This window comes from Sphingomonas sp. CBMAI 2297 (assembly GCF_029870595.1).
Lineage (GTDB): Bacteria > Pseudomonadota > Alphaproteobacteria > Sphingomonadales > Sphingomonadaceae > Sphingomonas.
Window position 1 is genome coordinate 52,121 of the sequence record NZ_JAPDIR010000004.1, and the last position, 25,535, is coordinate 77,655.

The window sequence follows — 25,535 nt, forward strand, 5'->3', positions numbered from 1 at the left end:
CGGTTGCGATGTCGATCGAGAGGTTGGCGCAGCTCGCCCGTTGCGTCGAAGCTGGGCCCCGGCCTTTGCCGGGGAGCAGCAAGGCTCAGGATAGCGCCAATGCCCGACACCATTGCCTACAAGATCCTCACCGCGGATCAGATGCACGTCCTCGAGCATGAGGGCGTCTTCGCGGGCGCGCCGATCGACCTGGCGGACGGCTATGTCCACCTCTCCACCGCCGCGCAGGTGGCGGAGACGCTAGACAAGCATTTTGCCGGCCAGGCCGGCCTCTGGCTCGTCGCGGTCGATCTGGAGGCAATGGGCGACGCGGTGCGATGGGAGCCGTCGCGCGGCGGCCAGCTGTTCCCGCATCTCTATGCGCCTTTGCCGCTGGTCGCGGTGACGGCCTATAGCGAGGTGCATTATGAACCAGACGGCACGCTGCGCCTGCCGGTCGCCGGGTGAGACCACCGCGCGGGAAATAAAATTGCCGGTGCATCCGGAAGGCGCTTGACGGGCACAGAAGCTGCCCGTAATTGCCCGCTTCCGCAGCGCTAACGGCCCCTTCGTCTAGCGGTCAGGACGTCGCCCTCTCACGGCGAAAACACGAGTTCGATTCTCGTAGGGGTCACCAGCGATTTCAGGCACTTAGCTGCCTGATAGCTGCATATTCGTGCAATTTACTGCAGATTTACTGCAAAACCGTAGCTGGAAATCGGCGGATTTTCTCGGATTGTTCCGCACAGCAGTTGGTTCGCTGGCGCGTCGCCAATGTCTGATTCGCGCTCCAAAAGCGGTCATTCAAGCTGATGCTGGATGATCCCGAAAGCGGCCCTTCGTCCGGCCGAACGCCACGCGGTTTGCGACGGACCGCACGCGCGCCTTGCGGGCGGTACGAAGGTTGACGATCGCTTGCTCCCTCGGCTCCGGTTGCGCCTCGCTTATCCGCCCGCCCCCGGCTCCGCCGAGAAATATTTCTCATATTTCCCCGCCTCGCCGCGATGCGCGTCCGCTTCCGCCGGGGTTTCTCCGCGCAGTGAGATGACCGGCCACACCGCGGACCAGCGCTTGTTCACTTCCATCCACGGCGCCGCTTCGCGATCGATATCCGGCACGATCGCATCGGCGGGGCATTCGGGAACGCATGCGCCGCAATCGATGCATACGTCCGGATTGATCACCAGCATGTTCGCGCCTTCGTGAAACGCCTCGACCGGGCATATTTCGACGCAATCCATGAATTTGCACCGGATGCAGGCGTCGGTGACGACATAGGTCATGGCAAAATGCTCCATCCTTCTAGAAGGGGCGCCCCGGATAGGCCATGCCATTGAACCGAAAAAACTGGAATTTTGGGCACTAATCATTGATAAACCGGGTTATGCGATTCAGCCTCCGTCATCTTCAGGTCTTCGCCGCAGTGGCGCGCGACGGGAATGTCTCGGCGGCGGCGGCCGATCTGGCGATGTCGCAATCGGCCGCGAGCGCGGCGCTGCTCGAACTCGAGCGGCGCTATGGCCGGCCGCTGTTCGATCGCGCCGGCAAGCGGCTGCGCATCAATGAAACCGGCCGCGCCCTGCTGCCCGCGGCGCGCGACCTGCTCGACCGGGCGAAGGAAGTCGACGCGCTGCTCGCCGGACGGAAGGGGCCGGGATCGATCCGGCTGGGCGCCACGCAGACCATCGGCAATCACGTCATGCCGCGGCTGATCGAAATCTATGCGCGGCGCTATCCGGAAAGCGCCGTCGCACTGGAAATAGGCAATACCGCAGGCATCGCCGCCAGGATCGCCGACTTCTCGCTCGATCTCGCGCTGGTGGAGGGCGAATGCGCGCAGTCCGGCCTGACCCTGACCGACTGGATCGAGGACCGGCTGGTGCTGATCTGCAACCCCGCGCACCCGCTCGCCACACGCAATCCCTGCCCGATCGACGCGCTGCTCGCCGAGCGCTGGGTGGTGCGCGAAGCCGGATCGGGCACCCGCCAGACGCTCGACCATGCGATGCGCGCCTGGCGGAGCAAATGGCGGATCGGCATGGAGCTGCAGCAGCTGGAAGCCATCGTCGAAACCGTCGCCGTCAGCGGCATGATCGGCTGCGTATCCGAACTCGCGGCCTATGCGCCACTGCAACAGGGCCGCGTCGTCCGCCTGCACGCCCCCGACCTCGATCTTTGCCGCCGCTCCTATCTGGTGATGCATGCGGAGAAATACCGCAGCGCCAGCATCCGCGCCTTTATCGACATCTGCACGGGCATCCGGGTCGATGCCTTGCGGCGTCCGGCGAAGAATTGGGTGCCGGCGCGGCGGTGAGAGCGGCGGCCCGGAGGGACTGTTTTGCGCTCCAATATCGGTCGTTCGATCCTATCAAAGACGATCCTGAAAGTCGCCATTCATTCAGGGAGCGGTTACGGCAGACCAATTGCGTCAGTCGCTATGCCAAACTGCATTCTATAGCCGCCCTGGCTGACGCCGGAGACGGTGGTTCAATTGGATATGACTTATACGCAAGGAATGATTTTATCATAATAGGGTTGCCATGTTTACTGTGATGCACGCCGCGTCGGCCTTTCTGCGAACGCGCTGGCTGGCCGTCCAGCTGAAGACGCCGGAGGATGTGCGCCGCTGGCAGGATCGGCGGCTCGCGGACTGGTTGGCGACGGCGGTGCCGCAAGTCGGCGCCTATGCGGGGCGGCCGGTGGCGCGGCTCAAGGACCTGCCGGTGATTGACAAGGCGATCCTGACCGGCAGTTTCGCCGCCTATAACCGGCCCGGCATCACCGCTGCGGAGGTGCGCGCCGCGATCGACGCGGGGGAGGAGCGGGTGCGCGGCTGCCCGATCGGCCAGAGCACCGGGACCAGCGGCAATCGCGGCTATTATGTGATCAGCGATGCCGAGCGGTTCGTCTGGCTGGGCACGATCCTCGCCAAGGCCTTGCCCGACGTGCTGCGGCAGCGGCACCGGGTCGCGCTGGCGTTGCCGGTTGCACCATTTTGGTTCAATCCGTTTATGGACCTATCTCCTTCTCGAAAATAGCCTGCGCTTGATCGGCAGGATTCGGGGCATTTTCTGTGACCTGATCGATGCAGAAGGGGCACGACTTCAGTAGCCCTCAAAGGGAGGGCATATGCGTCTTCGCTTGTTGGCGTGCACGAGCACGCTGGCCATAGGTTTCGCGTCGCTGCCGGCGCATGCGCAGGAAACCACGACCTATCAATATGATCAGCTGGGGCGGCTGGTGCGGTCATCGATCAGCGGCGGGCCGAACAGCGCGGTGACGATGGCGACCTGCTTCGATCCAGCCGGCAATCGCGCGCAATATTTCACCGGCACCGGGGCGCCGCCCGTCTGCGCCACGCCAGTGCCGACGCCCACCCCGACCCCCACGCCAACCCCGACACCTACTCCAACGCCCACACCCACGCCTACTCCGACGCCGCCGGTCGCAGTGAACGACTCGACCTCGTTCGTCTGCTCGACGACGAAGACGGTGGACCTGTTGGCGAACGACTATGACCCGAACGGCAATGTTCCGCTGACGCTGGTCTCGATCAACCCGTCCTCGGGGTCGATCTATGCCTCGATCGTCAGCAGTACCTCGGTGACGTTCAGCGCGGCCTATACCGGCACCGCGAGCTTCACCTACACGATCGCGAACAGTCTGGGCGCGACGGCCACGGGCATCGTCACCGTCACCGCCACCGGCAACAACAACAGCTGCATCGGCGAGCCGCCCGTCTGAGGCATCGCGCCCTCCCGGACAAAGACCGTTGGGTGTATCCGAAAGGTCTGCGATCCCCGAACCGGAGGGCGAATATGCGCTAGACGGTGACCTGAATATCAAAATAGCGCGATAATGCAGGATTCTCGCCTAACACCAACACCGAATACCAGGAGTTGTAATGCTGGCTCGTTCTAAATGGCGCAGTAGAGATTTGTACCGCTCGTATTCGCGCATCGCCATTTGCTCCGCGTTTTTAGGTTTTATGCCTAGCGCAGCATCAGCACAGGATAATCCCTACCAGTATCTTACAGCAACGAAGCCCGCGATCAGCACATTGGATGAAAACGGCGTGGATATAGTGTCTGGGAAGGCACACATTGAAATCCCGTTGTTGAGCTTCGCCAAGGATCTCACCGCGCTAGAACTGAAGGTTGATATTACCCAGCCGGGCGACGTGGCATTGTCATTGAACAGTATCGAGAATTATGGGCTTCAACATAACTTCGATTTCTCGGAAAATACTTTCGTATCAGAGAGTATCGGTCTCATTAGCGCAGTCAGTACTCCGATGGGCGCTGGGATGAATCGTGCTGGCTATGATTGGCGCATAATCAATTCGGATGGCTCTATTTATTCTCCGAGTATCGGCCCGACCAATGTTATCTATTTGAGAAACACTGCTCGCGGTGAAGGATATTACACGGCGGAAGGCATCAGGGTGCGTCCGGGGCAGATCGACTTTCCGAACGGCGAAGTCTGGCGGCTCTATATCCAGACTGCCTTCGATCCTAACACGCAGGCGCATGTGGGGCGCCTGCGATCGGTGAGCTCCAATCGTGGCGTGACGATAGAGATCCAATATCAGTCCGATGATGTAACGCAGCTGGCCTGGGGTGGGGTGACTCGCGTGCTGTCCTTCAACAAGGCGCAGGTCTATTGCGACGAGAGCGCGATGGCCTTGTGTTCGAATACTACTACCGCGCTTGATTATGTGGATTTCGTCTCCAACGACAGTACGCGGAGCGTGATGTTTCGCCGCAAGGGACAAACACAGGGCCGTAAGATCACCTTCGCCCCTGGAAATCCGATATCGGCCGATATTCAGAAGGTCGAAGATTCTGGCGTGCCCGGATCGGAAGTCAGCTATACCTATGCGGCAGCAGGGAACGATAACGACGGATACAATATCCGCCACGTGGCATCGGTTACGAAGGGTGGTGGCACCTGGGACTATACCTATTGGCGAAACATGGAGGAAGGACGCATCACTGCATACAGCATGATGTATGTCTACGGCCCTCTTGGAGCTAATTATAGCGCTTCGGGAAACCTGGCATTTGGGGCGGTTGAGTGGATCACCGACGCGCTCGGCCGCACCTACGGACAGGGCCTTGATAGCTACATCCGACAGGATTTCCGCATATTATCGGATAGCCTGCCAGATGGAACCGCACGCGAATATCAACGCGATGGGCGGAACAACATTACGAAGTTGCGCTTCCTTCCTAAGTCGGGCTCAAGCGATCCAGCCATCGAGATCAACGCGACCTACCCAGGCGATTGCGCGAACCCCAAGACGTGCAACAAGCCATTGACTGTCACGGACGCTCGCGGCGCGATCACCACCTACACCTATGATCAGAATCACGGTGGCGTACTGACCAAAACATTACCAGCGGTGAACGGAATCTCACCGGTAACGCGCTATGCCTATGTCCAGCGCTACCCTTGGCTGAAGAACTCGAGCGGAGGATTCAGTCAGGCGGCAGAGCCGATCTGGTTGCTGAGTGAGGAGCGAATCTGCCGGACTACGGCGACAGTTGCCGGTGGTTGCGCGGGCGGCTCAGCCGACGAGGTGGTCACCAGCTACGACTATGGCGCGGACGGAGTGGCCAACAATCTGATGCTCCGTGGCACGGCGATCACCGCCGACGGACAAACGCTGCGAACCTGTTACGTCCACAACTACCGCGGCGACATCATCAGCCGGACCAGTCCGCGCGGTACCGGTGCTGCATGTCAGTGAAACCCAAGCTGTCCGGAGATCTCATGCGATTTGCTCTCAAGGCGGCGCTTGGCTGCCTCTTGCTCCTGCCGTGCGTGAGCCACGGCCAGGATAGCCCCGGGTTTACCACTGACACCCGGTATGATTCTGCGGGCCGCAAGACGGGTGAAATGCTACCCGATCCAGACGGCGCGGGGCCGCTCCACAATAACGGAACCCGCTACACCTATGACTCAGCAGATCGCCTGACGAGCGTCGAGCAAGGAGAATTGCTCAGTTGGCCTGATGCCAGCGTTGCGCCGGCGGACTGGCCTAATTTTAATGTGAGCAAGAGAATCGATTATCTATATGACAGCTTTGGCCGCAAGATCCGAGAAACGCTGAGTGGCACTGGTACGATCTATTCTGTCACGCAGTACAACTATGACGTGTTCGGCCGCCTGATTTGTACCGCGGTCCGCATGAATTCGAGCCAATTTGGCGGATTGCTGCCAGATGCCTGTACTCTAGCGGATCAGAGTCAGGACCGGATCACGAAGAATATCTATGATGTGGCCGGGCAACTGCTACAGGTCCGCAAAGCGGTGGGGACGAGCCTTGAGCAGGCCTATGTTACCTATAGCTACACGCAGACGGGCAAGCAGGAATATGTCGTCGACGCGAACGGCAACAAGGCGCGGATGGTCTATGACGGCCATGGCCGCCAGGTGCAGTGGCAGTTCCCTTCGACGAGCGTGCCGGGCAGCTACGACGGCTCCACGCCAGCCAATGCGCTGGCGACTTCGGGGGCGGTCAACACGAACGACCGCGAGGAATATGGCTATGACGCCAACGGCAACCGCACGAGCCTAAGGAAGCGCGACGGGCGGACATTCACCTACGCCTTCGATAGTCTCAACCGGATGGCATCGAAGACCGTCCCGACGGCGTGCGTATCGGGCTATGCCTGCACCAATGTCCCCGCCTCGATGGTGCGCAGTGTCTACTATGCCTATGACCTGCGGGGCCTGCAGACGGCGGCGCGGTTCGACAGCGCGAGTGGCGCGGATGCGGTGACGCAGGTCTATGACGGGTTCGGACGGATCACGTCGAGCACGACCAGCATGGGCGGCGTGAGCCGGACGCTGGGCTATCAATATGACGCCGAAGGCAACCGGACACAGGTGATATTCCCGGACGGCAACTACGCCGGCTATCATTATGACGGGCTGAACCGGCTCGACACGGCGGGCGTGAACACGACGAGCGGCCTGCTGATCCGTTATTATGACAATGCCGGGCGCCTTGCGCAGAATCTGTCAGGCAGCTGGACCTATTATGCCTATGACGGTGTAGGCCGGCTGACCGGGCAGAACGAGGCACTGACCGGCAGCGGCGCGGGCAGCGTCAATACGGTGCTGGGCTATAATCCGGCCAACCAGATCACGAGCCGGACGCGGTCGAATAACGCCTATAGCTTCACCGGCTATGCCAACGCCAACCGCGCCTATACGGTCAACGGGCTCAACCAATATGGTTCGGCGGGCGGAGTCGGCTTCGGCTATGATTCGAATGGCAACCTGACGGCGAGCGGGAGTACAGCCTATACCTATGACGCCGAGAACCGGCTTGTGGTGGCTTCGAGCGGGGTGCAGTTGACCTGGGATCCGCTAGGCAGACTCTACGAGACCTATAGCCCCACCACCGGCACCACGCGCTTCCTTTATTCGGGCGACGAACTGGTGGCGGAATATGACGGCGCGGGGACGATGCTGCGTCGCTATATCCATGGCCCGGGCGAGGACGATCCGCTGGCCTGGTTCGAGGGCCCGAGCTTGGGCGGAAGCTGGTCGAACGCGCGGCTGCCCAAGACGGACCATCAGGGCTCGATCGTGGTATGGACCGACTGGAACGGCGCGCTCGGCCAGATCAACAGTTATGACGAATATGGCATCCCGGCCGCGGCCAATATCGGGCGCTTTCAATATACCGGCCAAGCCTGGATCCCCGAGCTGGGCATGTACCACTACAAGGCTCGCATCTACTCGCCAACGCTCGGGCGGTTCCTCCAGACCGATCCCGTAGGGTACAAAGATCAGGTCAACCTATACGCCTATGTCGCAAACGATCCGGTCAATAACACCGATCCGGATGGTGAGTTTGCCAACTTTATAGTAGGAGCCGCGTTCGGCGTTGGATTGGATGTGGCCGCTCAGTTAATTACGACCGGGAGAGTGGATCTCAGCGCTCGAGGGATTGCAAGGCTAGCAGTATCCGGTGCAAGCGGCGCTGTCGGTGCGGGGATCGGAGCGGGAGTGGCCAGAGTTACCGCTAGCTTTGCTGCCCGAGCCGCAGCGAATGGTGCCGCTGGTGCCGCTGTGGGTGCTGCGGGAGCCGCTGCCAATGCTCGGATATCGGGTCGCGCTGCTAGCGGACGCGAGCTGGTGAAGGGAGCAGCGGTCGGTGCTGTTGCGGGAGCCGCAGGCTCCGCTACAGCAGACACGATTAAGGGCGGCGCTCGCGTACTCGCCGAGAAGACTGGCGTTTCCATCATAGCGCCGCGCGGAACCATAACTACGGCAACGCCCAATTCCCGCACAGACGCCGCAGTGCGCGGAGCCGCAAACGCCGTCGGGAACGCGAAAGCTAACGCCGGACCCGTAGCCGATGCAGTATGTCAGCGAGCCGGACAATGCCGATGAAACAGGACGTTCTATTTCTTCTAAAGCTCAGTCTTCTTATAGTTGTGGCCATGACTACGCTGGGGCTAATTATAGACGGCGCGAGGATTGTTATATATGGAGCCAGCTTTGATTGGAAAGGCACCTTCACATTTACGTTGTCTATGGCGGTGCTTGGTATAGTAATTGCGATCGCAAATGTTCTGAAGTTTTTTGTGAGTAGTCGTTAACGAATTAACGGGTCGGCGAACAATGCCTATGCCGCAAACGATCCGATCAATCGACGTGATCCGACTGGATTACAGGAAGAGTACGTTTGGTTATCTTCAAATATCTTGCAGATTGTAGTCCCGATCAGGATGGCCCCCTCCTCCACCGGTTCGCTCGGCTATGTAATCGCACTTGGATGGGAATACCTGGCAGTTCCGATTGGAAGAGCGCTGCTTGGTGGTGGGATGCAATTCACCATGTCGGGTGCCCAGTTTGGCATGAAGGCAGTCTCGCACATGCGCGACTTTGGGCTCAACGTGGCAAGCGCAGCGGATCGAACCGCGTTTCGCAACATAATAACTAATATTGTTACAAAAGCCGATAAATCCGTGGCCGGAACGTTTGCTGGTCAAGGAGCGGGGGGGGCGCGCGTGGCGCTGTGCAATTCTTCATCAAGGGTAAGGATGTCGTCGTTACTACTCCAAAGGGAGAATTCGTGACTATCCTTAAGAACGGAACTAGCAGCAAGAGCGTGCAAAATGCTCTTGAGGCATCCAAGCGTAGCTGGTGGCTGTTCTAGCATTGGGAGGTTACAGAAATAGATATGGATGATATTCTAAAGAGCGACGTTGTTATGTCATTAATAAAGGGTGGTGTAATATCCGATGCAAGAGCATTAATTCATGTGCTTGAGCGTCACGAGTCCTTAATTACTATTGAAATTGTTATAGGCGAGTTTTCTTACGATTTCCGGTGCTCTGAAAACGGTCGCGGCGTATCCGTGTCGAGGCGGCAAGGGGTTTCATTCAATAGCATTGACATGGAGGAATTTGGCGCGGCTATATATAAGGAAAAATGGGAAGGATTTGATTTCAATTCGATATGTAACCAAGGAATTATTGAAGTTATATTTGATAGTGAGGACAATATATCGTTGAATCTGGTCGAACGGAGTGTTTCGATCAGAAATCTGGACGACAATCTGCTCATTAGTATCGAGGGGTAGTCGCGTATTTTCGGCCGACGTGGCTTCGGGTTAGCGGCTATGTGGTTGAGGACTGTACCGTCGGCCTAATTGAGCGGATGGATATCGCGGCATGATAATATTCCGAAGTTATCATCTCCTGGAAGCGTGACTAGCGGTTTGTACCAGAAGCGGCTTGGCAGCTCGCGACCAATTCGGTCATATAGGACGCCCCTGATCGAAAATTTATCCGCGCAACCCCTATTGTCCATAACGTTGCAAATGGCAGGTTCCGATTAGCTATCGCCGGCTGACAAGCCTTGGTTCGATCGGAATGCGTCCGCGGTCGCTGGAGTACCCAGCGCTGGTGCGGATGGATCCGGCGCTGTTCGGCAGCCTGCCCGCGAGTGCTTGCGCCCAGAGCAACCCGTCCAATCCGCTCGAACATCGCTTATCGGCCCAGCGTTTTGAGGCGCTACCCCTGCGCGCGCATTGGCAAGAAGGGTTGGCAGATACGATCGCCGCTTCCAGACCTGATCCTCGAGCGGATTACCGGCGGAATCCACTACGATGTGATATCCGGAGGCGGAGCCGTTCGCGACGACTATAGTCGTCGGTTTGAGGAATATGCCCTGCGCTATTTAGTTGCGATGATGCCGGGCCTACAAGCTGTGCCGGAGCGGAGTTGCAAGATTGCGCGCAATCGGTTCGAGACTCCCGATATTGTGGCGGAGCCTCAGCCGGGACATGGAGTGGCGCTTGCCATTGAGTGCAAAGCGTCGCGCATGTCATTCAGCGCGCGCTACGCGGATGAGCCAGCGAGCGACCGTGGCTATGACGATATCGCTAAGGCGGTTTTCCAACTGTGGCGCTTCTTCTCTCATTGCCGGCACGGTCTAACCGGCCAGGCCGCCAGGGACGATGCCGTCGGCCTAGTCCTTACGCTCGACAGCTGGATGGTCATGGGAAATGCGCTATTCGAAGAGGTCTTCGCGCGTGCCGAGGTTCATGCCGCGCGGGATCCGCAGATCGAGGCGCAAGATCGCCGGCCGATTGCCTTCTGCTCGATCACCGACCTCGAATCCGCCTGTGCGATCGGGTCCGCTGATACCCTCCTCGCGGCGTTGCGGACCGCCGCGATGCCGACAAGCAGAGGCGGTTATTTGAGCGCGATTCACTGCCAGGCAAATCCGGAGGTGGCGGAACGCAAATATCCGTTCGATGACCTTGCGACGTATTTGCCATGGTGGGGCAAACTCAACAGGCCGACGCCGCGGGCCAACTAATTTCTCCCGGTTAAGTTTTCGGTTCGACCACAAGCGCGGGCGCTGAGGTCGCACGCTGCGGCCCCTGCGGGGCCGACAGGGTGCGGCTTCTAATTTAGCCCGCGCGAGCACACTTGGCTCGGGCCGGAGCAGAAGCCGCCCCATCTGCAAGGGCGTCTGCTTTCGACCCGTCACGCCCCAACAGCCGACTGCCAGCTCACGGCCCAATAGCCGCCTTCCCCCTCTCCTTTCACGGCTGAAACACGGGTTCGATTCCCGTAGGGGTCACCATTGTTTTCAATGGGTTAGTAGCCAACGCGATCCGCGTGTCAAATATTCATCAAATATCTTTCTACGGATACGCGTGGTCTCACGCGGACAAATTGGCAGGTTGCGGGTGCGACCGTCCTGCTCTTCGCGTTGCGATTCGAAAGCAAAGTTCGCGGTCGAATCCCTTCGGCTCGCGCGCACTTCTGAAGAATGAGGAAGCCCGCTCAGGCATTTTGTTCAGCCTGCCCGCAGAAACCGTTCACCGATAATATTCGCCTTCCTCAAGTGACGACATACCGCTCTGAAGCGTCTGGAGGCCTACCTGATTATCCGTTTGGATGAACAGAGTGCGAAAATCGTCTAACGTTCCGTCACCAAGCAACGGCGGCTGCCCGCCCTCACTGATCATGAACTGGCGAAATCGGTGCCGCATAGAGACGTCCAGCCTGCGCTGATGACGATCGGCGAGCAACTCTGCCACTGGCTCGGGTGCAATCTCGGCCAGCGCTGTGGGTGCGAACTGCGGCGTGCCACGCTCGGCGAGCCGCGCAATCAGGATAGTACGAACGCACCATATCATTCTGCGCAGGACGATCTGCGAGTTGAACGCACCGGCATGACGGTCGAGCAACCAGCCAAGTTCGCGGGCGTGTGCTATCTCGCGAGCATAGCTTGTCCGTAACCTGAACGATGATCGCAACTGGTCGAGTTGCTGAAGCGGGTCAAACACCGGTTTGGCTTCACGCACGATATGGCAGACGAACAGATCGCCAGCCCGCGCATCCTCGACTAGCTTCTCCCAAGGGTAGAAGAACATCGATAGATGGCCGATCGACTTGTGCCGCGGTACACTCGGGGGAGCAATCAATAGCAGGTCGGTATCCGAACCCCGGCTGTTATCATCTCGGGCGCGGCTGCCGAAGAGCAGGATCGCCGAAACGCCGGACTGGTCAGCTATCATGCTGGCCGCGACGCGCGCTCGATTGCATCGATCGACAGCTTGCGGGCCGTCGCGCGAGCGTTGACCACCTCGTCGTGATTGAGAAGCACAAGCTGCTGCTTGCCCGGCGGCAGCGTGCCGACCGGCACGTCCAGATTATGCTCGGTCATCAGGTAGAAGCTCTGGCTCAGCCGCATGGTGACGACCAGGCGCCCATCGACCATGCCATATTCAGCTTCGATCGCGGCGCGCTGGCTATCGGACAACGCCGGATTTGGTGTCAGGATCAGGTCGGTCCTGTGCAGCCACTCGAAGTCGAGCGATGGATCTGCCGCAGCGGCCTGGAGGTCGCTGGCACGATCGATGCGAAACAGATTATAGTCGCGGAAGTCCTTGTGTTCCGCCGACCACGCCCGGACGTACCAACGGCCGTGCGCATGGAATAGCGCATGCGGCGCAATGATGCGCCGCGGCTCGGGTGAGCCAGTGATCGACTTATACTCGATCTCGACCTGGCAGCTCTGGTTGATCGCATCGAGCAGGTGCAAAAGGACCTGCGCATCAGTGCGCTTGCGCAGCAGCGAAATGTTCTCGATCGGCGGGCGACTATCGAACCAGGTATCTTCCTTACGCATCCAGCGATTTTCGATTGCGACGAGTTGCAAAAGGTACCGCTCGGCGGAGGCGTGCAGGAGCTTTGGCTCATAGGTCGGCGCCCGAAGATAGGCCTTGAGCGCCGAATCATAGACTAGGTTGCCAGGAGCGCGGTCGGTGTAGAGCGCGATGTCGGCAGACGCTTGCTGCGCAGAGATGCCGAAGGTCTCGGCCAAATCCCGGCGATTGAAGCGTCCATCCCAAAACAACCGGAAATCAATGAACTCCAGGCGCCGTTGCAGACCCCAGCGCACCACTTCGCCTGTTTCATCTGTCACGCAAACCTCCAATAACCCGACTAGCAAAAAATATCCCGTCGCGTTTCTTGACGGGTGAAAAAGCGATTCCCATATTTCATGGACGCGATGATCCTTTGGATCAACGGTGAAGCACGATCAAGCGGCATAAAGGGCAGAAATTATGGCGAAAAATACTGGCAACGGCTTTCGACGCGGCGCGGTGACTGGCCGCACCCAGTTCCAACGTCCCGATGGGCATTGGCAGAAGCGCGACGAAGGCACGGGTCACCTGATGGGCGTCAAGAACGATGGCACGCCGTTCAAGGGTGTCGCGCGCGAACCCGACGGGCGCGATGGCGCGGACTAACGGCGACGCACGCCTGACCGATTGAAAGATACAGCACCCAACGAAACGGAGGCGCCTCGATGCGCGGTGACTATAAGTTGACGGCATTCGCGGCTGGCTGCGGTGATAGCATCCTGCTCGAGGCGCACCACAAGACCGTGTTGACCGACATCCACTACCGGGCGGGCGGCGCACAGGACGACACGAATGACGACGTGCCGGACTTTGCGCCCGACATCCGGAAGGCATGCGGCAACAACCATCTCGACATCTTCGTCTCGACGCATCCCGACAAAGACCATGTCGGCGGGTTCTGCGAGGTCTTCCACTGCGGTCCGCCCGGAGATTGGGTCGCCGATCCGGAGGATGGTGAGCCGAAGATCATCGTCGATGAGATCTGGTGTTCGCCCTATGGCGCCAATCCTCATTATGAGACTGCGCAGTCGAAGCCGCTGGTCGACGAGATAAAGCGGCGCAAGGCTTTGCAGGGAAGCTGGCAGGCGGACCTCGCCGGCAACCGCCTGGTCATCATGGACACCACCACACACACGACAGGGACCGTCACGAGCGGGCTGGAATGGCGCCTGCTCGCGCCGACGCCCGCCGAATGGGACATTCCCAAGGCCGAAGAGGGCTGCGCTCAGACCTCGTCCAATCCGACCAGCCTCGTCATCCAGTGGTCCGTGACGCGAAGCTGGGGGAAGAACCATATCCTGATCGCAGGCGACACGTCGGTCGAGGTGCTGGAGCGCCTGGAGGCCGAGGTTCATGCCAAGAACCCCGATCATCTCGCATGGCATATCCTGATCTCGCCGCATCATTGCTCGCGCCGCTCGATCGGTCGCGTGTGGAACGGCGGCTGCATCGACGAAGAGTTCGAGGAGTCTGCGGAGGCTCTGACTGCACTGGGCGAACAGCGGGGCGACGGCTATGTCATCGCAAGCAGCCGACGAGTTATTCGCGGCGGCGGCACCCCGCCGTCCTATCACGCCAAGCTGCGTTACCTGCGCATCCTCGCGCGTGGCGGCGAGGTGACCGATGCGGTGAGGGCGCGCTTCCGCTGCACGGGTGGCAATGCCGCAAGCGACAAGCCGGCGCATATCGTGTTCAATCTCAATGCGACCGGCCCCAGCCTCGCCGCGACCAGTGCGCCGGCGACCGTTGGCTTGGGCGGTGGTGGCGGGTCGGTCGGCGGCGGGGGCGGATACGGCTGATGGCAGACCCCAAAGGCGGCGCCTATTCCCATCAGTTGGAAGCACGGCGGATCGAGATCTCGGCGGGGGTGGTGGCGGGCTCGCTCGAGCTGCTGGTTGCGGATGACGGCGAGGTGCTCGAGTTCGACATTGCCAGCGAGCCGACGGTAAATGCGCCCGTCGCGGACATCCGTGACGTGGAGCGCATTTGTTTTGTCTACAAGCACGGCGGTCGGTTCGGCGAGACGGCCCCCTCGCACGTGCTCTGCAAGCGCCAGGACTTTCCGCGCGACCTAGTGCATCTATGTTCCACCGGCCCTGGCGGTCCGGCCGCTCCTTGTCTTGCTTTGGGCGGGCTGCAGCCGCTCTATGAGCGCGTCGGGATCGAGGCGGTGATGGAACGGCTGCGCAAGTTCCTACGAGACGCGAAGACCGGGACTCTGACGATCGACGGCTGGGAGCCGGTACCTTTCGGCATCGGCCAGCAGCCTTGCGGTGGGGAGGTCATCCCGCACTTCTTTCAGGATCATGCGCAGGCCAATCTGGAGGACGGTGTCGCCATGGGCACCGCGATCAACATCGAGGTGGCTGGGAGGCGCTTCGTTTCAGTATTCCCTCAGATCATCGCGCCCGACGACATGGCTAACGCCCTCGCCTTTCGCAACAAGAATGCAGGTGGCAAGCGGCGTGGCATACCCTGGATCTTCCTGTGGCCAAAGACGGTCACTCCCGAAAGCGATCCGATCTTCGACGACTGGCGAACCGGCGGCGAGTTGCTCAACGGGATGAAGCGCATCGGGGTCGACAAAGCGTTCGACGCAGCAATCGGCGACCTGCTCCGACGAGATATCGACTGCAAGTGCGAGCGCGAGCCGGCAGGCGGCAAGGGATTGGTCGTGGTACTCGGCATATGGCGGCCTGAGCCGATCATGCGCGAATTTTTCGGCTATTCCGAGAATCCCGAAGCGCGACGCCTTGAATTGCGCGCCTTCCGGGTATCCCAAGATTTGCTCAAGGAGATCGTCGCCCCCGATGCGAGGGTCGAGACGATCATCGGCGACTATCCCGGTAGCCCGGAACTCTACCGATGGGTTGCCGGCGTCGATCCCATGCCAGCCATCGCACTGCTCGGGGGCGGCGCCATCGGTAGCGCAGTGTTTAATCATCTCGCACGCTCCGGGCTGGATGACGCCGTGATCTATGATCACGACCTCCTGCGACCCCACAATCTGACCAGGCATACGGCGGACACCGACAGCCTCTACAAGCCGAAGGGCGATGCCGTATCCGGCCTCATGCATGGCCTTGTCCGCGAGATGTCGCTCCAGGTGGAAGCGATACAGCGGGACGTGACGGAGATCCCGGTCGATGAACTCGCCGCGGCGATCGAGAACCGCCTGGTGATCGACGCGACGGCCGACGAGCGGGTCCGCCTTCGCCTCGACGAACTCCGAGGCAAGGCATCGCTTTCCGTCATCCGGACCGAGATGTTCCATGAAGGACGTCTGGGCGTGACGTTCGTCGCGCCTCCGAACGGCCCCGGCCTCGCCGACATGATGCGGGCATTGGTTACCTCGGCGCCGGAAAACCCGGCCGTGGCGGCCTGGCTCGAACATGAAGAGATGCATCCGCTCGGTCCCGATCCGCTACTGGCCGGATTCGGCTGCACCTCACAGACCATCCACCTGCCGCTTCACGCGATCGAACAGCATGCATCGGTCGCTACCGCAACGATCCTCGGCGATCGCACGCAAGCGGGGATTGCCATCAACCCCGTCGACGAAAGCTATCGTCCGACGGGATGGCAATGGCTGGCCGTTCCCCGTTTTACGACGCTCGTGCCTGCGACCGAGCCGGAGTGGAGCATCAGGATTGCCGGACCGGCGCTGGAGCGCATCACTGCCGCGCGGGCGGAGGCGCTGCCCGCCGAGGCGGGTGGGTATCTTTACGGCGCCTGGGACCCGAACCAGAAAGCGATTACGGTAACTCTGGCAACGACGCTCCCGCCGGGTTCGGTTGCGACGCCGACATCGCTCCAACTCGGCCCGGCCGGCACCACGTTGGAGGAGCGTCGGCTCCTGCGGAAGACACGGGGCCGTATCTATCTCTGCGGTACCTGGCACAGCCATCCGAACGGGTCCGCAAGCATGTCCGGGCGCGACTATACCACGATGATGGAACATCATGCGCGGGACGCCGCGACGCTGAGCCCAACCCTGATCGTCATCGCCGCCGAGGGCGATGTCCAGGCCCATCTGAAGCTTCCCTGATCCCATGCCAGATTTCTTCGAAATCGACTTTCTCGACGTCGAAACCCGCAAGAGCGGCGATGCCATCGCTCTTCGTTATGAGATCGCTGGCGAGCGGGCGATCCATGTAGTTGATGGTGGCTTCGACGCGATGTCAGAGCGGATCATCGCCCATATCGTCACCCATTATGACAACAAGCCAATCGACCATGTCGTCGTAACTCATCCCGATGGCGATCACGCGTGCGGGCTGCGCGGCGTCATCGAGAGATGCAATGTCGGCACACTGTGGATGTTGCGTCCCTGGATTTATGCCGAGGCCCTGTTGCCATATTTTACGACTTACAATTCGGCCGAGCGGCTGGCGAGCCGACTGCGAGCGCTCTATCCCTATATCGCGGATCTGGAGCGCATTGCCATCGAGCGCGACATCCCGATCGCCGAACCATTTCAGGGTGCCCGGATCGGTGCATTCACGGTGCTCGCTCCCTCTCCCCAACGCTATATCGACTGCCTGTTGACGTCGGATAAGACGCCTGAGGTGGGCGATGAGCGGGATGCCATCGCGGCATTGTTCGAGGAGATCGCCCAGTTCGGCAAAGCGGTGGTCAATTTTGCGCGCGGCGCCTGGGGATATGAGGTCTTCTCCACAGGAGAGACCAGTGCGGAGAACGAGATGAGCGTGGTCCAGGCGGCCATCATCGGTGGCCAGCGTATCGTACTCACCGGAGATGCAGGGCGCCAGGCGCTTGCAGAGGCGGCGGACTTTGCTCCGACCGCCGGCATCAATCTGCCGGGCGTGCACCGATTCCAAGTCCCGCATCACGGCTCGCGCCGCAATGTATCGACGGAGCTTCTCGACCGGTGGCTGGGACCTCGTCTGGACCGGCAACTACCCGAGGGGTATGAAGTGTTCACCGCCGTGTGCAGTTCGGCCAAGGCCGATCCGGACCATCCTCGCAAATCCGTCGAGCGGGCGTTCCTGCATCGAGGCGCACGCTTCATTACTACGGAAGATGGCGACGTACGCACCCAATGGAACGCTCCCGAGCGGCTAGGATGGGGGCCACTACCGCATCGCCCCTATCCCGAGGCCTATGAGGAATAAGTAGGCTTCCTGGAGATTACGGAGCGACCGGGGCCGGCGGTAGTGATACGACCTTATCGTACGTACGAAATACCTCGCGCCCATAGGCTGCATAGAATTTAACGAACCGACCGAACAAACCGATCGCCAATATCATGGCAGCGATCGCGAGCGACCAGTCAAGCCGATCACAGGTATGGGCTGCCCGCCAGGTCATCAGCACAGCCGCAATCGTCGAAGCAAAAGAGACGTTTCGACACATGCCGTATTGGTTCATGAAATTGTCGAGGCGAGTGGCGCTATCGGAGACACTCCGCGCGTGCGGAAACGCACAGTGAAACGCTACCTCTCCGTCCACATTGGCCACTGGCACCGACAGAGCCGCCGCAATCTTTCGAAGCACGCTGTTGCGCGTGGCCGTGGGAAGCGGTTCGTATTCACGCGCGCCGAACGCCCAACGAACACAAATCTCGCGCCATCGCGGCGCGTCCAATCCTAGCAGGATTCGTGAAGGCGAACGCAGCCATTTACGGGCCAACAAATGTTCGAGAAGCGTCGATGAGGGTATCGCGAGTATCTGCCCTATCAGATAGGAAATCGCGGTCCAGAACGCGCCATTCACCACCGTCCAGCTCGCTTGGCTGGCGAGCATTGAGTCAAAGAACGCGCGGTCGACTGCAGCCAGCGTTACCATCCCCGCTGTCAAATAAGCGTAGAAATCATAGCTGGTAAACGGGAACCAGTCCTTCATGGGGAAATTCCTGAGCGGGGTTCAAGCCCAGGACAATACCGTGGCTGTGATTTAATTTGAACACGGTGTCCGACATTTCACGGCCCTCCCGAGTTCGACCTTGCCTAATGAAAATTGCCTGAACCATGGGTTAGTAGTGCGGATCCACACCAAGCAGGAATTGCCCTTGTGATGATGGAAATTCCGCCGTCAGGCTGCCTCGCTCGTTTCGTCATGCGGCGCGTAGAGCGCCGCGATCATTCGCTCAACGATGCCGTCCTCTGCCTTCGATCGCGTTCCACCATCCTTCGACAATAAGTCATGGCGAACTGATGCAGATGTTCCGGCGATGCTCGCCGTCAGTATAGCGTTTGCCAGAAAAGGGTGCATCGCATCAGCCAGACTGCATCGCTCGCGTTCGGCTATCCGTCCGCGGCCACGCTCTAGCAGTGCTTGGATGCCGGACATCGGCACGAGGGTGATCGCGCCCACCTTGATCACCTCAATCTCGCCAGCCTTGATCAGCTCATAGAACTTCGAGCGGCTAATGCCGGTGATGCGGCATGCGTCCGCAATCCTGAGCGTGATGGGCGACAGATTACTGCGCGGGCGACGTGGCAAGTGGTGCATGATGCCTTCCTTCATTTGTCTATCCCCATTTCTGGGGAATTGACGATGGATAAGCCTTGCGTCGACGCCTCGCGGGCGAGCATCCGGCCGACGCGCTTCATGAACTCGTCGTAGCGAAGGCGGCCAAGCCGGTTGGTCTCGGCATCGAACGCCGGCTGATGCGCGGTGAGGGTAAGCTGATAACGTACGAACAACCCGAGCGCCTCGGTGAGGAAATCGAGCTTCTGCTCCGTCCGGTCGGCGATCCGGTTCTGGCGGTCGAGCCGCGTCCCGAACCGCTGGTCCAGTTCGTGGCCGGCGCGGCGATCGAACCAGGCGGTCAGCGCATCGGTAAGGATCGCGGTCTTGGACGAGCCGGGCTGCGCCGCCATCGCATCGAGCTTCGCCGACAGTTCATCGGGAAGGTAGAATTGGTGGCGGGTCTTGCTCGTCTGCATGAGACGCAGAGTCCGCGCTTCTTCGTTCGGAAAACAGTACCTCGCTGGTGCCTCCAGATGCGTTTTCGAGGCATCTCAGACCCCGCCCATCTCCGGACCCGAGCGCTGGCGTCCGAACGTCCAGCTTATGGAACCAGCGCGCTCGACCCCGGCGACACGACGGCCGATCTGCTTCTCGAGCACCGGGCGCCAGGGCACGAGCGTGAACTCCTTAGATTTCTCGATCACCGCATATTTCGCGATACCAACCTGCACCGCTTTGCGATACGTGCCCTCGATCGCTCCGCCGCGATGCTCGACATAGCCGAGCCCCATCTCCTTCGAGATCTGCCCGGCTACCTGATGCAGCTCGCGTCGATGAAGCTCGGCCATCATGCCGGGGCGGAAGTGGATCAGGTTTCCGTCGCGCCACGCGAGATCCTGCCCGATCAGCCATTGACGACGGAGCGCCATTGCCCGCCGCACCTCTGCCCCGAACCCGCGCTCAAGGGCCTCGGGCTCTTTCGTCGCCTGTTGCTCGTCGAGCCAAGTCACGCCGTCGTGACGGACGAGCTGGGCTAACGGGCGCTCGGCCAGCGTTGCGACCTCGACCGGCCGCGCGGCAGCCGCACTGCGCTCGTGCGCCAGCGCCCGGTCGAGATGATCGGGCGCGATCTTCCAGCTACCATCGGGCAACCGCTCGACCTCCCCTCGGGTCCGCCGGATTGCTTCGAGCCGCCGCACATGCGCTTCGGCAAAGCGCCGGGTCGCGGTCGGATCGTGGCGAAGATGCCGCTCGACGCTATAAATTCCATCATTGGCCGAGGCGACTTCGACAGTGATGCGGTCCGCCTCACGGACGGTCGGCACCACCGGGTTCACCTTCACGATCTCTGGATGCTCTAGCATCTCCGAAAGCGCCCGATCGCCGAGCTCGACATAGTGGCTGTGCCCGTCGGTCGCCGCGACGATCATGTAGTGGTGATCGTTGTGCTCGTCGGAGAGCCCGCGCGTGACGACGCGACCGACCAGCGCCTTGCCCTCGGTTGGATCGTAGATCGCATAGTCCTGCGGTGGTGTTTCAGGCGCCCGCTGCTTCATCTGCTCGTGCATGGCGGCGATGATGTCGCCGCGCCGGCCCATGGTGCGGAGCGCCTCCTCCAGATCGTCGGCGAGCCGGTAGCGTCCTTTCGCTTCCTCCGTCGCCAGCCCCATGCGCGCCAGCGTGCCGAGGCGCCCGGCGCGCAGGCTCTGCTCGATGCCATCGCTGTGCCACGACGACACCAGCCCGTCGGCCTCACGCGCGAGCACCAGCTTGCGGTCGATATTGGTGAATCGCTCCTGCGCAATCTCGCGCCGGCTTGCCGCGAGGATCTCGCGATCGGTTCGCGGTCCAAGGTCGAGATTGACCAACTCGGTGGCGCGCCCGGCGAGGCCCCGGCTGATATACTCGCGGGCGATGATCAGATCCTTGCCGCGATCGTCGATGCCGCGGACCAAGACATGGCTATGCGGATGGCCGGTGTTGAAGTGGTCGACAGCGACCCATTCGAGCTTGGTGCCGAGGTCCTGTTCGACCTGGGCCATCCAGCGCCGCACCAGCGGCTTCAGATCTTCATATTGCGCGCCGTCCTCGGGTGCGACGATGAAGCGGAACTGCTGACGGTCGCCGGCCCCGCGTTCGAGGAATGCCTTGCCATCGGCGACATCGCGATCAGCGGAATAAAGCGTGCCGCGTTCGCCCTCTCGCGTGGTGCCGTCCCGCTGCAGGTACCGCAGGTGCGCGACGGCCGCCTTGGCGCCCTTGCCGGCAAGCTTCACGAACCGCGCCTTCACGACCACGCGGCGCCCCCTAAATCCGGCGAAGCGATCGGACGATCCAAGCACCCGTCCAACACCGGCGCCACGCCCGATGCGGCTGCCGTCGAAGCGCCGCGCCCGGGCGGCCGAAGATCGGTGCGCGCCGCCGGCGAGATTGGCGGCCTTGCGGACCTGTTGCGCGAACGGACGATCCTTGCCGATGTGCCCTAACCAAAGCTCGAAATCATCCTGGGCCATGACGCTTCCTCACTGAAAAGCGTCAGATGAGGGTGTGCCAGGACGGCCCTTCAAGGGCCTCCAATCGACAACCTCGGAGAGCCGCAGAAATGCTAGTGTTTCGAAGGATCACCCCAACAATTGGAGGCATGGCCATGGGCATGCCTCCATAGAAAACGACGTGCAGACGCCACTTCCGGCGCCTCGTGGAGGCACCGCTTTTAACTTGCCTTACCTTCCTCCTCTCCCAGCGCCCTGACCGCTCCTCCCACTGTTCCTGATATGTTCTAAATCTGATGGCTTTCCGAGTCGCCAAGGAAGGGCCGATATGTCGATCAGAATCGCACCGCTTGAGAATGCCCGGCTGAAGCTTTCCGGCGATGTCGAAGACGAGATTCGCCTCTCGGCACGTGCGTTGGATGATGGCTTTGCGATCGCGATCTCGGACGGAACGCTGGTGCGCGGAAGCTACGATTCCTGGCTGGAGGAGTATCGTTTCGCGATCGTCGTAGAAGGTGCTGGCATCACCAAGATCGGCCGCGCGGAGCGCGGCGACGTGATCGATCTGGCCTGGAAAATCGAGTGGATCAGCATCGCAGTGGTCACAGATACGCGCTGCCCGGAAGGCAGCGAGACGCACCGAACGCAGCGCGATTTCCGTTCAGTGACAATGCGAGAATGGCCGCTTAAGCGGCAGCGCTGCGCTCCAATGCCGCGATGCGCTCCTCGCAAATGAATTGCACGGCCTGACCGAGCGCCTCGACGCGCTCACCCAGCCACGCAAGTTCCTCGGCCGCGATGCGGTAGTGCTTCGAGTAGCGCGCCTTCACATAGGCTTCTTTCAGCTTCTCGAAGCGGGCACGATCAGTGCGATTGTCGCGGGGCCATGCATCGATGAGGCGCGAATCAATGCGCTCGGCCTGCGTACGCAGGAACCCGAGATTGTGCACATGTGGCGTGTAGAAAGTGCAGACGAGCAGGACGCAATGGTAGAGGCGTTCCGTTGCTTGATGCAGCAGGAAAGCCGCGAGTTTAAGGTCGCCGTCCCGCTCGGCATAGCCAGCGTTCCGTCTAAAGCCGGCTGCGGTCGGGAACCAGTCGCCAAAATACTCCCGCGCCATCGCGAGCGCCTGGTCAGGCGTCTTCGGCTTGGGCTCGTGGAACTCGGTGTCCTCGCTCTGGTAAAGCGCGATGCCGTCGCGAGCGATGTCCATGAAGAAATAGCGCCCGTGGGCGAGCCCATCGTTAACTTCGTGCATCGTGTGAACGATGAAATTGACCGGGGTCCGCAGCGTCTTGGTGATCGCGAGTTCTCGGTTGAGGCGGTCCTCAGCGGTGGCCCAGAACTCGATGCGGTCGGTCAGCTTGTCGTTGTTGACGATGACGAGCAGGTCGAAATCCGACTGATAGCCCTTGGCCGTGTGTGGTTCATCGACCCAGCCGCCCCGCGCATAGCTGCCGTACAGGATCACCTTGAGGATGCGCGCCTGCTTCTTCCAGTCAGACGTCGCGATGGCCCTCGCGTCGTCGAACTCCTCGAACAGGACCTGGACGACGCGCTCCAGCTCGCGCTGCTTAGCAGGCGGCAGATGATCGAGGCTGGTCTTCATGGCTTCAGTCTCATGCCAATGGCTTAGAATACCAAGCGCAGAAGGAAAAGCGGTGGGCTCAAGGCCCGCCGCCGTCCGTGCAGCGGAGGATATGCAGCATCGCGGCGGCAAGTTGGCGCTCCACCTCCGCGACGCTGATGTCCAGTTCCACCGCGATCCGGTGATAATCCAGATCGCGATAACGATGCAGATCGAACACCGCACGAGGCAGTGCGTCCATGGTGTCCAGCGCGCGCTGGATGCGCCGGAGGGCCTCTGCGAGTGGAAGTTCCTGTTCCATGATCCAAGCTCCGGGAGGGAGCCAGCGGCACCTGGGCGTCGCTGGCATGGACAGAATGATCACGCGGCTTCGCGGACCGGCTCGATGTGCGGCTCCGCCGTCCCCGGCTCCGGGGCGACCAGCGACGCCACCGCGACCGAGCGATCGGCAGCACCGACACCGCCGCGCGACGTGTAGCTGGACGCGGGAAACCGCAGCCAGCGGGGCACCCAGCCCTCGACCTTGGTCCGGCCGTTGGTACCGTTCAGGCAGTCCCGGATGATCGCCTTCAGAACCTTGCCGGGTTCTTTGGCATTGCCCGCGACGACCTGCCTGTCCGAGACTTCCTCGACCATGGCGAGCAGTACCTCACGGTCGCGGATCAGGTCGAACAGGGCATCGTCGGGCTGCCAGACTGATGCCATGTCCACCGAGAGATGCGCCCCGAGCAGGTCCACCAAGTCGCTACGCGCCCAAAGGGTCTCGGCCATGACGATAGCGAGAACGGACACCACCTGCGCGTCGTCGAGCGGCAGGAGCCGGGCAAGCATCGCGGCCAGTCTCTCCCCTTCCCCGCCGGTGAGCGTCGGGGTGTCGCCGTCGAAGCCGAGCAGCGACAGCATCTCGCGCCGCTTGGCATCGAAGTCCGTCTCCGAGGCGGAAAGCTCGACGCTCTCGGTCACCACCTCGCTGGTGCTGCGCTGCTGCTGAACCTTCACCGACCAGAGCGGCGAGCCGGTGATCATGTGCGCCACCGCCACCCGCAGCGCCACTCCCGGGGACCCTGCCAGCTTGGCCCGCACCGCCGCATGGCGATGACGATCGACATAGTCGTTGCCGACAGCGGTTATCTCGGGCCTGCTCGGTTTCTCGACGGCGGCTTCGACCGCCGCGCCCTTTGCGAGCATCCGCGCCTCCTTGAGGCTGATGTAACCTTCATGGAAGGCGACATCGCCGCGATGGCCGATGGCGATATGGACCTTGCCGCCCTTACGCTTGGCGCGCTTTTCATGCTCCCAGCTCTGGAAGAACTGACCCGGCTCGAGGGTCACGACCTCGCGCCATCCCGCCTCGCGATATGCCTCGGCACGCTCGGCGATGGCGGCGTTCTGGGCCTCCCAAAATTGCTCCGCGCTGGCGAAATAGCTGTCCTCTCCGAACAGGTCGGCGACGATCTCGCCGCCAAACGTGGCCAAGTCGAACAACGCAACCTTGGTCGAGATCGACGCGCCGCCGAACAGCCAGGACTTGAGCGCCTGCCCGACCGGAGCCCGGGTCTCCGGATCGTCCAACATCGCCAGCCACTCGCGCTGCCGCGCCTTGGCCGCGAGGGTCAAGTGCCGCACCGTGACGGCATCGATCTTCTCCTCGCGGTAGAGGCTGCGGATACGTGGAAGCAGGTTGCCCAGCGCCAGCGTGCGCTTCACCTGCACGTCGGTCAGCCCGAAGACGATGGCTATGTGCTCCGGCTTGCGGCCCTCACGGACCAGCCGGGTGAAGGTCTCCCACCGGGTCACCTCATCGGGATCCAGCCGCGCGATGTTCTCGATCAGCGAAGCTTCCAGCGCCGCCGCGTCGTCCCCGGCGTCCATGACGGCGCAGGGCAGCGCCTCCACGTCCCCGCCCTCCCCGGCCACTGCGAGCGCCGCATGGTAGCGCCGCTTGCCCGCCACGATCTCGTAGGTGTCGGGGCTGCCTCCTTCGGCAGGCTCAGGAAAGGGTTTGGCCCGCACGATTAGCGGCACCAATACGCCGCGAGCCCGCACAGACGGCAGGATATTGGTCAGGTCCGACGCCTTCCTGCCTGCACGCATGTTGACGGGCGAGACGCTCAGCTTGGCGATGTCGATATGCTTGAGTTCCATTGTCCTTGCTCCTCTTCAAACACCGCACCGGCCCCGGAAAAGGGGGGTGGGCGGTAAGGAGCGGACCGGCAGTCCCGCTTGAGCGGCGGGCAGCACCCGCAGGGCCGAAACACCGTGGAGGACCCGCGCAGCGGGTTGCGGCCCGCCGCGACGGGACTAGAGGGTAGCGACGCCCACCCCCCTAGGCCGCGGCCGGCAGGC

General features: G+C 61.3%; 23 protein-coding genes and 1 tRNA gene. 14 read left to right on the forward strand and 10 right to left on the reverse strand.

The genetic code is table 11. The features are described from left to right. The first annotated feature begins 99 nt into the window (after positions 1 to 99). Both OMP43_RS07170 and OMP43_RS07175 read left to right on the forward strand, forming a co-directional pair. Entirely contained in the window at positions 100 to 447 is a 348-nt protein-coding gene (locus OMP43_RS07170) for a DUF952 domain-containing protein (RefSeq protein ID WP_280279041.1), read from the forward strand. Between the two features lie 94 nt (positions 448 to 541). Next, positions 542 to 616: transfer RNA gene (locus tag OMP43_RS07175), tRNA-Glu, on the forward strand. A 307-nt stretch (positions 617 to 923) separates the two neighbouring features. Here OMP43_RS07175 and fdxA read toward each other — a convergent pair. Then, complete coding sequence (gene fdxA / locus OMP43_RS07180; protein WP_183996767.1) at positions 924 to 1,262, reverse strand: ferredoxin FdxA; 339 nt, start codon at positions 1,260 to 1,262, stop codon at positions 924 to 926. A gap of 101 nt (positions 1,263 to 1,363) precedes the next feature. Between fdxA and OMP43_RS07185 the strand changes: the two genes are divergently transcribed. The 7 genes from OMP43_RS07185 to OMP43_RS07215 all read left to right on the forward strand — a co-directional run bounded on the left by OMP43_RS07185 (position 1,364) and on the right by OMP43_RS07215 (position 10,830). After that, positions 1,364 to 2,293, forward strand: coding sequence for a LysR substrate-binding domain-containing protein (locus OMP43_RS07185; RefSeq protein ID WP_280279042.1), 930 nt, complete (start codon positions 1,364 to 1,366; stop codon positions 2,291 to 2,293). Positions 2,294 to 2,531: 238 nt separating this feature from the next. Beyond that, positions 2,532 to 3,017, forward strand: coding sequence for a hypothetical protein (locus OMP43_RS07190; RefSeq protein ID WP_280279043.1), 486 nt, complete (start codon positions 2,532 to 2,534; stop codon positions 3,015 to 3,017). Between the two features lie 91 nt (positions 3,018 to 3,108). Beyond that, entirely contained in the window at positions 3,109 to 3,723 is a 615-nt protein-coding gene (locus OMP43_RS07195; protein WP_280279044.1) for an Ig-like domain-containing protein, read from the forward strand. 160 nt (positions 3,724 to 3,883) lie between these two features. Beyond that, entirely contained in the window at positions 3,884 to 5,731 is a 1,848-nt protein-coding gene (locus OMP43_RS07200) for a hypothetical protein (protein ID WP_280279045.1), read from the forward strand. Between the two features lie 23 nt (positions 5,732 to 5,754). Continuing rightward, positions 5,755 to 8,391, forward strand: coding sequence for an RHS repeat-associated core domain-containing protein (locus tag OMP43_RS07205; RefSeq protein WP_280279046.1), 2,637 nt, complete (start codon positions 5,755 to 5,757; stop codon positions 8,389 to 8,391). Positions 8,392 to 9,184: 793 nt separating this feature from the next. Continuing rightward, entirely contained in the window at positions 9,185 to 9,586 is a 402-nt protein-coding gene (locus tag OMP43_RS07210; RefSeq protein WP_280279047.1) for a hypothetical protein, read from the forward strand. Positions 9,587 to 10,011: 425 nt separating this feature from the next. Next, positions 10,012 to 10,830 (forward strand): hypothetical protein, encoded by an 819-nt coding sequence (locus OMP43_RS07215; protein ID WP_280279048.1) that lies wholly within the window; start codon positions 10,012 to 10,014, stop codon positions 10,828 to 10,830. 508 nt (positions 10,831 to 11,338) lie between these two features. On the opposite strand, the gene OMP43_RS07220 is transcribed toward OMP43_RS07215, so the two are convergent. Together OMP43_RS07220 and OMP43_RS07225 are read right to left on the reverse strand one after the other, a co-directional pair. Further along, complete coding sequence (locus OMP43_RS07220) at positions 11,339 to 12,040, reverse strand: nucleotidyltransferase domain-containing protein (RefSeq protein ID WP_280279049.1); 702 nt, start codon at positions 12,038 to 12,040, stop codon at positions 11,339 to 11,341. After that, on the reverse strand, positions 12,037 to 12,951 hold the full coding sequence (locus OMP43_RS07225; RefSeq protein ID WP_280279050.1) for a WYL domain-containing protein: 915 nt from the start codon (positions 12,949 to 12,951) through the stop codon (positions 12,037 to 12,039). The genes OMP43_RS07220 and OMP43_RS07225 overlap by 4 nt, the downstream gene beginning before the upstream one ends. A 142-nt stretch (positions 12,952 to 13,093) precedes the next feature. Here OMP43_RS07225 and OMP43_RS07230 point away from each other — a divergent pair, with 142 nt between their 5' ends. Genes OMP43_RS07230 through OMP43_RS07245 form a run of 4 tightly spaced genes read left to right on the forward strand, consistent with a single transcriptional unit; the run spans position 13,094 to position 17,808 of the window. Then, positions 13,094 to 13,279 carry a hypothetical protein gene (locus OMP43_RS07230; RefSeq protein ID WP_280279051.1) on the forward strand — a complete coding sequence of 62 codons (186 nt, stop codon included), beginning with the start codon at positions 13,094 to 13,096 and terminating at the stop codon, positions 13,277 to 13,279. 59 nt (positions 13,280 to 13,338) lie between these two features. Further along, positions 13,339 to 14,472 (forward strand): hypothetical protein, encoded by a 1,134-nt coding sequence (locus OMP43_RS07235; RefSeq protein ID WP_280279052.1) that lies wholly within the window; start codon positions 13,339 to 13,341, stop codon positions 14,470 to 14,472. After that, complete coding sequence (locus OMP43_RS07240) at positions 14,472 to 16,721, forward strand: ThiF family adenylyltransferase (RefSeq protein WP_280279053.1); 2,250 nt, start codon at positions 14,472 to 14,474, stop codon at positions 16,719 to 16,721. The genes OMP43_RS07235 and OMP43_RS07240 overlap by 1 nt, the downstream gene beginning before the upstream one ends. A 4-nt stretch (positions 16,722 to 16,725) precedes the next feature. Further along, on the forward strand, positions 16,726 to 17,808 hold the full coding sequence (locus OMP43_RS07245; protein WP_280279054.1) for an MBL fold metallo-hydrolase: 1,083 nt from the start codon (positions 16,726 to 16,728) through the stop codon (positions 17,806 to 17,808). Positions 17,809 to 17,824: 16 nt separating this feature from the next. Here OMP43_RS07245 and OMP43_RS07250 read toward each other — a convergent pair whose 3' ends face one another. From OMP43_RS07250 to rlxS, 4 genes are all read right to left on the reverse strand, one after another. Beyond that, entirely contained in the window at positions 17,825 to 18,538 is a 714-nt protein-coding gene (locus OMP43_RS07250; RefSeq protein WP_280279055.1) for a hypothetical protein, read from the reverse strand. A gap of 189 nt (positions 18,539 to 18,727) precedes the next feature. Then, the gene (locus OMP43_RS22815) at positions 18,728 to 19,162 is read right to left on the reverse strand and encodes a helix-turn-helix domain-containing protein (RefSeq protein ID WP_348538594.1); all 435 of its coding nucleotides are present in this window, start codon (positions 19,160 to 19,162) and stop codon (positions 18,728 to 18,730) included. Then, positions 19,159 to 19,584 carry a CopG family transcriptional regulator gene (locus OMP43_RS07260; protein ID WP_280279056.1) on the reverse strand — a complete coding sequence of 142 codons (426 nt, stop codon included), beginning with the start codon at positions 19,582 to 19,584 and terminating at the stop codon, positions 19,159 to 19,161. The genes OMP43_RS22815 and OMP43_RS07260 overlap by 4 nt, the downstream gene beginning before the upstream one ends. Before the next feature lie 75 nt (positions 19,585 to 19,659). Further along, the gene (gene rlxS, locus OMP43_RS07265) at positions 19,660 to 21,621 is read right to left on the reverse strand and encodes a relaxase/mobilization nuclease RlxS (protein WP_280279057.1); all 1,962 of its coding nucleotides are present in this window, start codon (positions 21,619 to 21,621) and stop codon (positions 19,660 to 19,662) included. Positions 21,622 to 21,928: 307 nt separating this feature from the next. Between rlxS and OMP43_RS07270 the strand changes: the two genes are divergently transcribed. Beyond that, positions 21,929 to 22,336, forward strand: coding sequence for a hypothetical protein (locus tag OMP43_RS07270; protein ID WP_280279058.1), 408 nt, complete (start codon positions 21,929 to 21,931; stop codon positions 22,334 to 22,336). On the opposite strand, the gene OMP43_RS07275 is transcribed toward OMP43_RS07270, so the two are convergent. From OMP43_RS07275 to OMP43_RS07285, 3 genes are read right to left on the reverse strand one after another with little or no spacing between them, the layout of a single operon-like run. Beyond that, positions 22,287 to 23,210 (reverse strand): nucleotidyltransferase, encoded by a 924-nt coding sequence (locus OMP43_RS07275; RefSeq protein WP_280279059.1) that lies wholly within the window; start codon positions 23,208 to 23,210, stop codon positions 22,287 to 22,289. The genes OMP43_RS07270 and OMP43_RS07275 overlap by 50 nt on opposite strands. A 58-nt stretch (positions 23,211 to 23,268) precedes the next feature. Beyond that, on the reverse strand, positions 23,269 to 23,490 hold the full coding sequence (locus OMP43_RS07280; RefSeq protein WP_280279060.1) for a sigma factor-like helix-turn-helix DNA-binding protein: 222 nt from the start codon (positions 23,488 to 23,490) through the stop codon (positions 23,269 to 23,271). A 59-nt stretch (positions 23,491 to 23,549) separates the two neighbouring features. After that, positions 23,550 to 25,334, reverse strand: coding sequence for a ParB N-terminal domain-containing protein (locus OMP43_RS07285; protein ID WP_280279061.1), 1,785 nt, complete (start codon positions 25,332 to 25,334; stop codon positions 23,550 to 23,552). Between the last annotated feature and the right edge of the window lie 201 nt (positions 25,335 to 25,535).

Excerpts from the sequence above, each read along its gene's own strand:
- OMP43_RS07170 (WP_280279041.1), top strand. The coding sequence starts at position 100 with ATGCCCGACACCATTGCCTACAAGATCCTCACCGCGGATCAGATGCAC.
- fdxA (WP_183996767.1), bottom strand. The coding sequence starts at position 1,262 with ATGACCTATGTCGTCACCGACGCCTGCATCCGGTGCAAATTCATGGAT.
- OMP43_RS07185 (WP_280279042.1), top strand. The coding sequence starts at position 1,364 with ATGCGATTCAGCCTCCGTCATCTTCAGGTCTTCGCCGCAGTGGCGCGC.
- OMP43_RS07190 (WP_280279043.1), top strand. The coding sequence starts at position 2,532 with ATGCACGCCGCGTCGGCCTTTCTGCGAACGCGCTGGCTGGCCGTCCAG.
- OMP43_RS07195 (WP_280279044.1), top strand. The coding sequence starts at position 3,109 with ATGCGTCTTCGCTTGTTGGCGTGCACGAGCACGCTGGCCATAGGTTTC.
- OMP43_RS07200 (WP_280279045.1), top strand. The coding sequence starts at position 3,884 with ATGCTGGCTCGTTCTAAATGGCGCAGTAGAGATTTGTACCGCTCGTAT.
- OMP43_RS07205 (WP_280279046.1), top strand. The coding sequence starts at position 5,755 with ATGCGATTTGCTCTCAAGGCGGCGCTTGGCTGCCTCTTGCTCCTGCCG.
- OMP43_RS07210 (WP_280279047.1), top strand. The coding sequence starts at position 9,185 with ATGGATGATATTCTAAAGAGCGACGTTGTTATGTCATTAATAAAGGGT.
- OMP43_RS07220 (WP_280279049.1), bottom strand. The coding sequence starts at position 12,040 with ATGATAGCTGACCAGTCCGGCGTTTCGGCGATCCTGCTCTTCGGCAGC.
- OMP43_RS07230 (WP_280279051.1), top strand. The coding sequence starts at position 13,094 with ATGGCGAAAAATACTGGCAACGGCTTTCGACGCGGCGCGGTGACTGGC.
- OMP43_RS07235 (WP_280279052.1), top strand. The coding sequence starts at position 13,339 with ATGCGCGGTGACTATAAGTTGACGGCATTCGCGGCTGGCTGCGGTGAT.
- OMP43_RS07240 (WP_280279053.1), top strand. The coding sequence starts at position 14,472 with ATGGCAGACCCCAAAGGCGGCGCCTATTCCCATCAGTTGGAAGCACGG.
- OMP43_RS07245 (WP_280279054.1), top strand. The coding sequence starts at position 16,726 with ATGCCAGATTTCTTCGAAATCGACTTTCTCGACGTCGAAACCCGCAAG.
- OMP43_RS07250 (WP_280279055.1), bottom strand. The coding sequence starts at position 18,538 with ATGAAGGACTGGTTCCCGTTTACCAGCTATGATTTCTACGCTTATTTG.
- OMP43_RS22815 (WP_348538594.1), bottom strand. The coding sequence starts at position 19,162 with ATGAAGGAAGGCATCATGCACCACTTGCCACGTCGCCCGCGCAGTAAT.
- OMP43_RS07260 (WP_280279056.1), bottom strand. The coding sequence starts at position 19,584 with ATGCAGACGAGCAAGACCCGCCACCAATTCTACCTTCCCGATGAACTG.
- rlxS (WP_280279057.1), bottom strand. The coding sequence starts at position 21,621 with ATGGCCCAGGATGATTTCGAGCTTTGGTTAGGGCACATCGGCAAGGAT.
- OMP43_RS07270 (WP_280279058.1), top strand. The coding sequence starts at position 21,929 with ATGTCGATCAGAATCGCACCGCTTGAGAATGCCCGGCTGAAGCTTTCC.
- OMP43_RS07275 (WP_280279059.1), bottom strand. The coding sequence starts at position 23,210 with ATGAAGACCAGCCTCGATCATCTGCCGCCTGCTAAGCAGCGCGAGCTG.
- OMP43_RS07280 (WP_280279060.1), bottom strand. The coding sequence starts at position 23,490 with ATGGAACAGGAACTTCCACTCGCAGAGGCCCTCCGGCGCATCCAGCGC.
- OMP43_RS07285 (WP_280279061.1), bottom strand. The coding sequence starts at position 25,334 with ATGGAACTCAAGCATATCGACATCGCCAAGCTGAGCGTCTCGCCCGTC.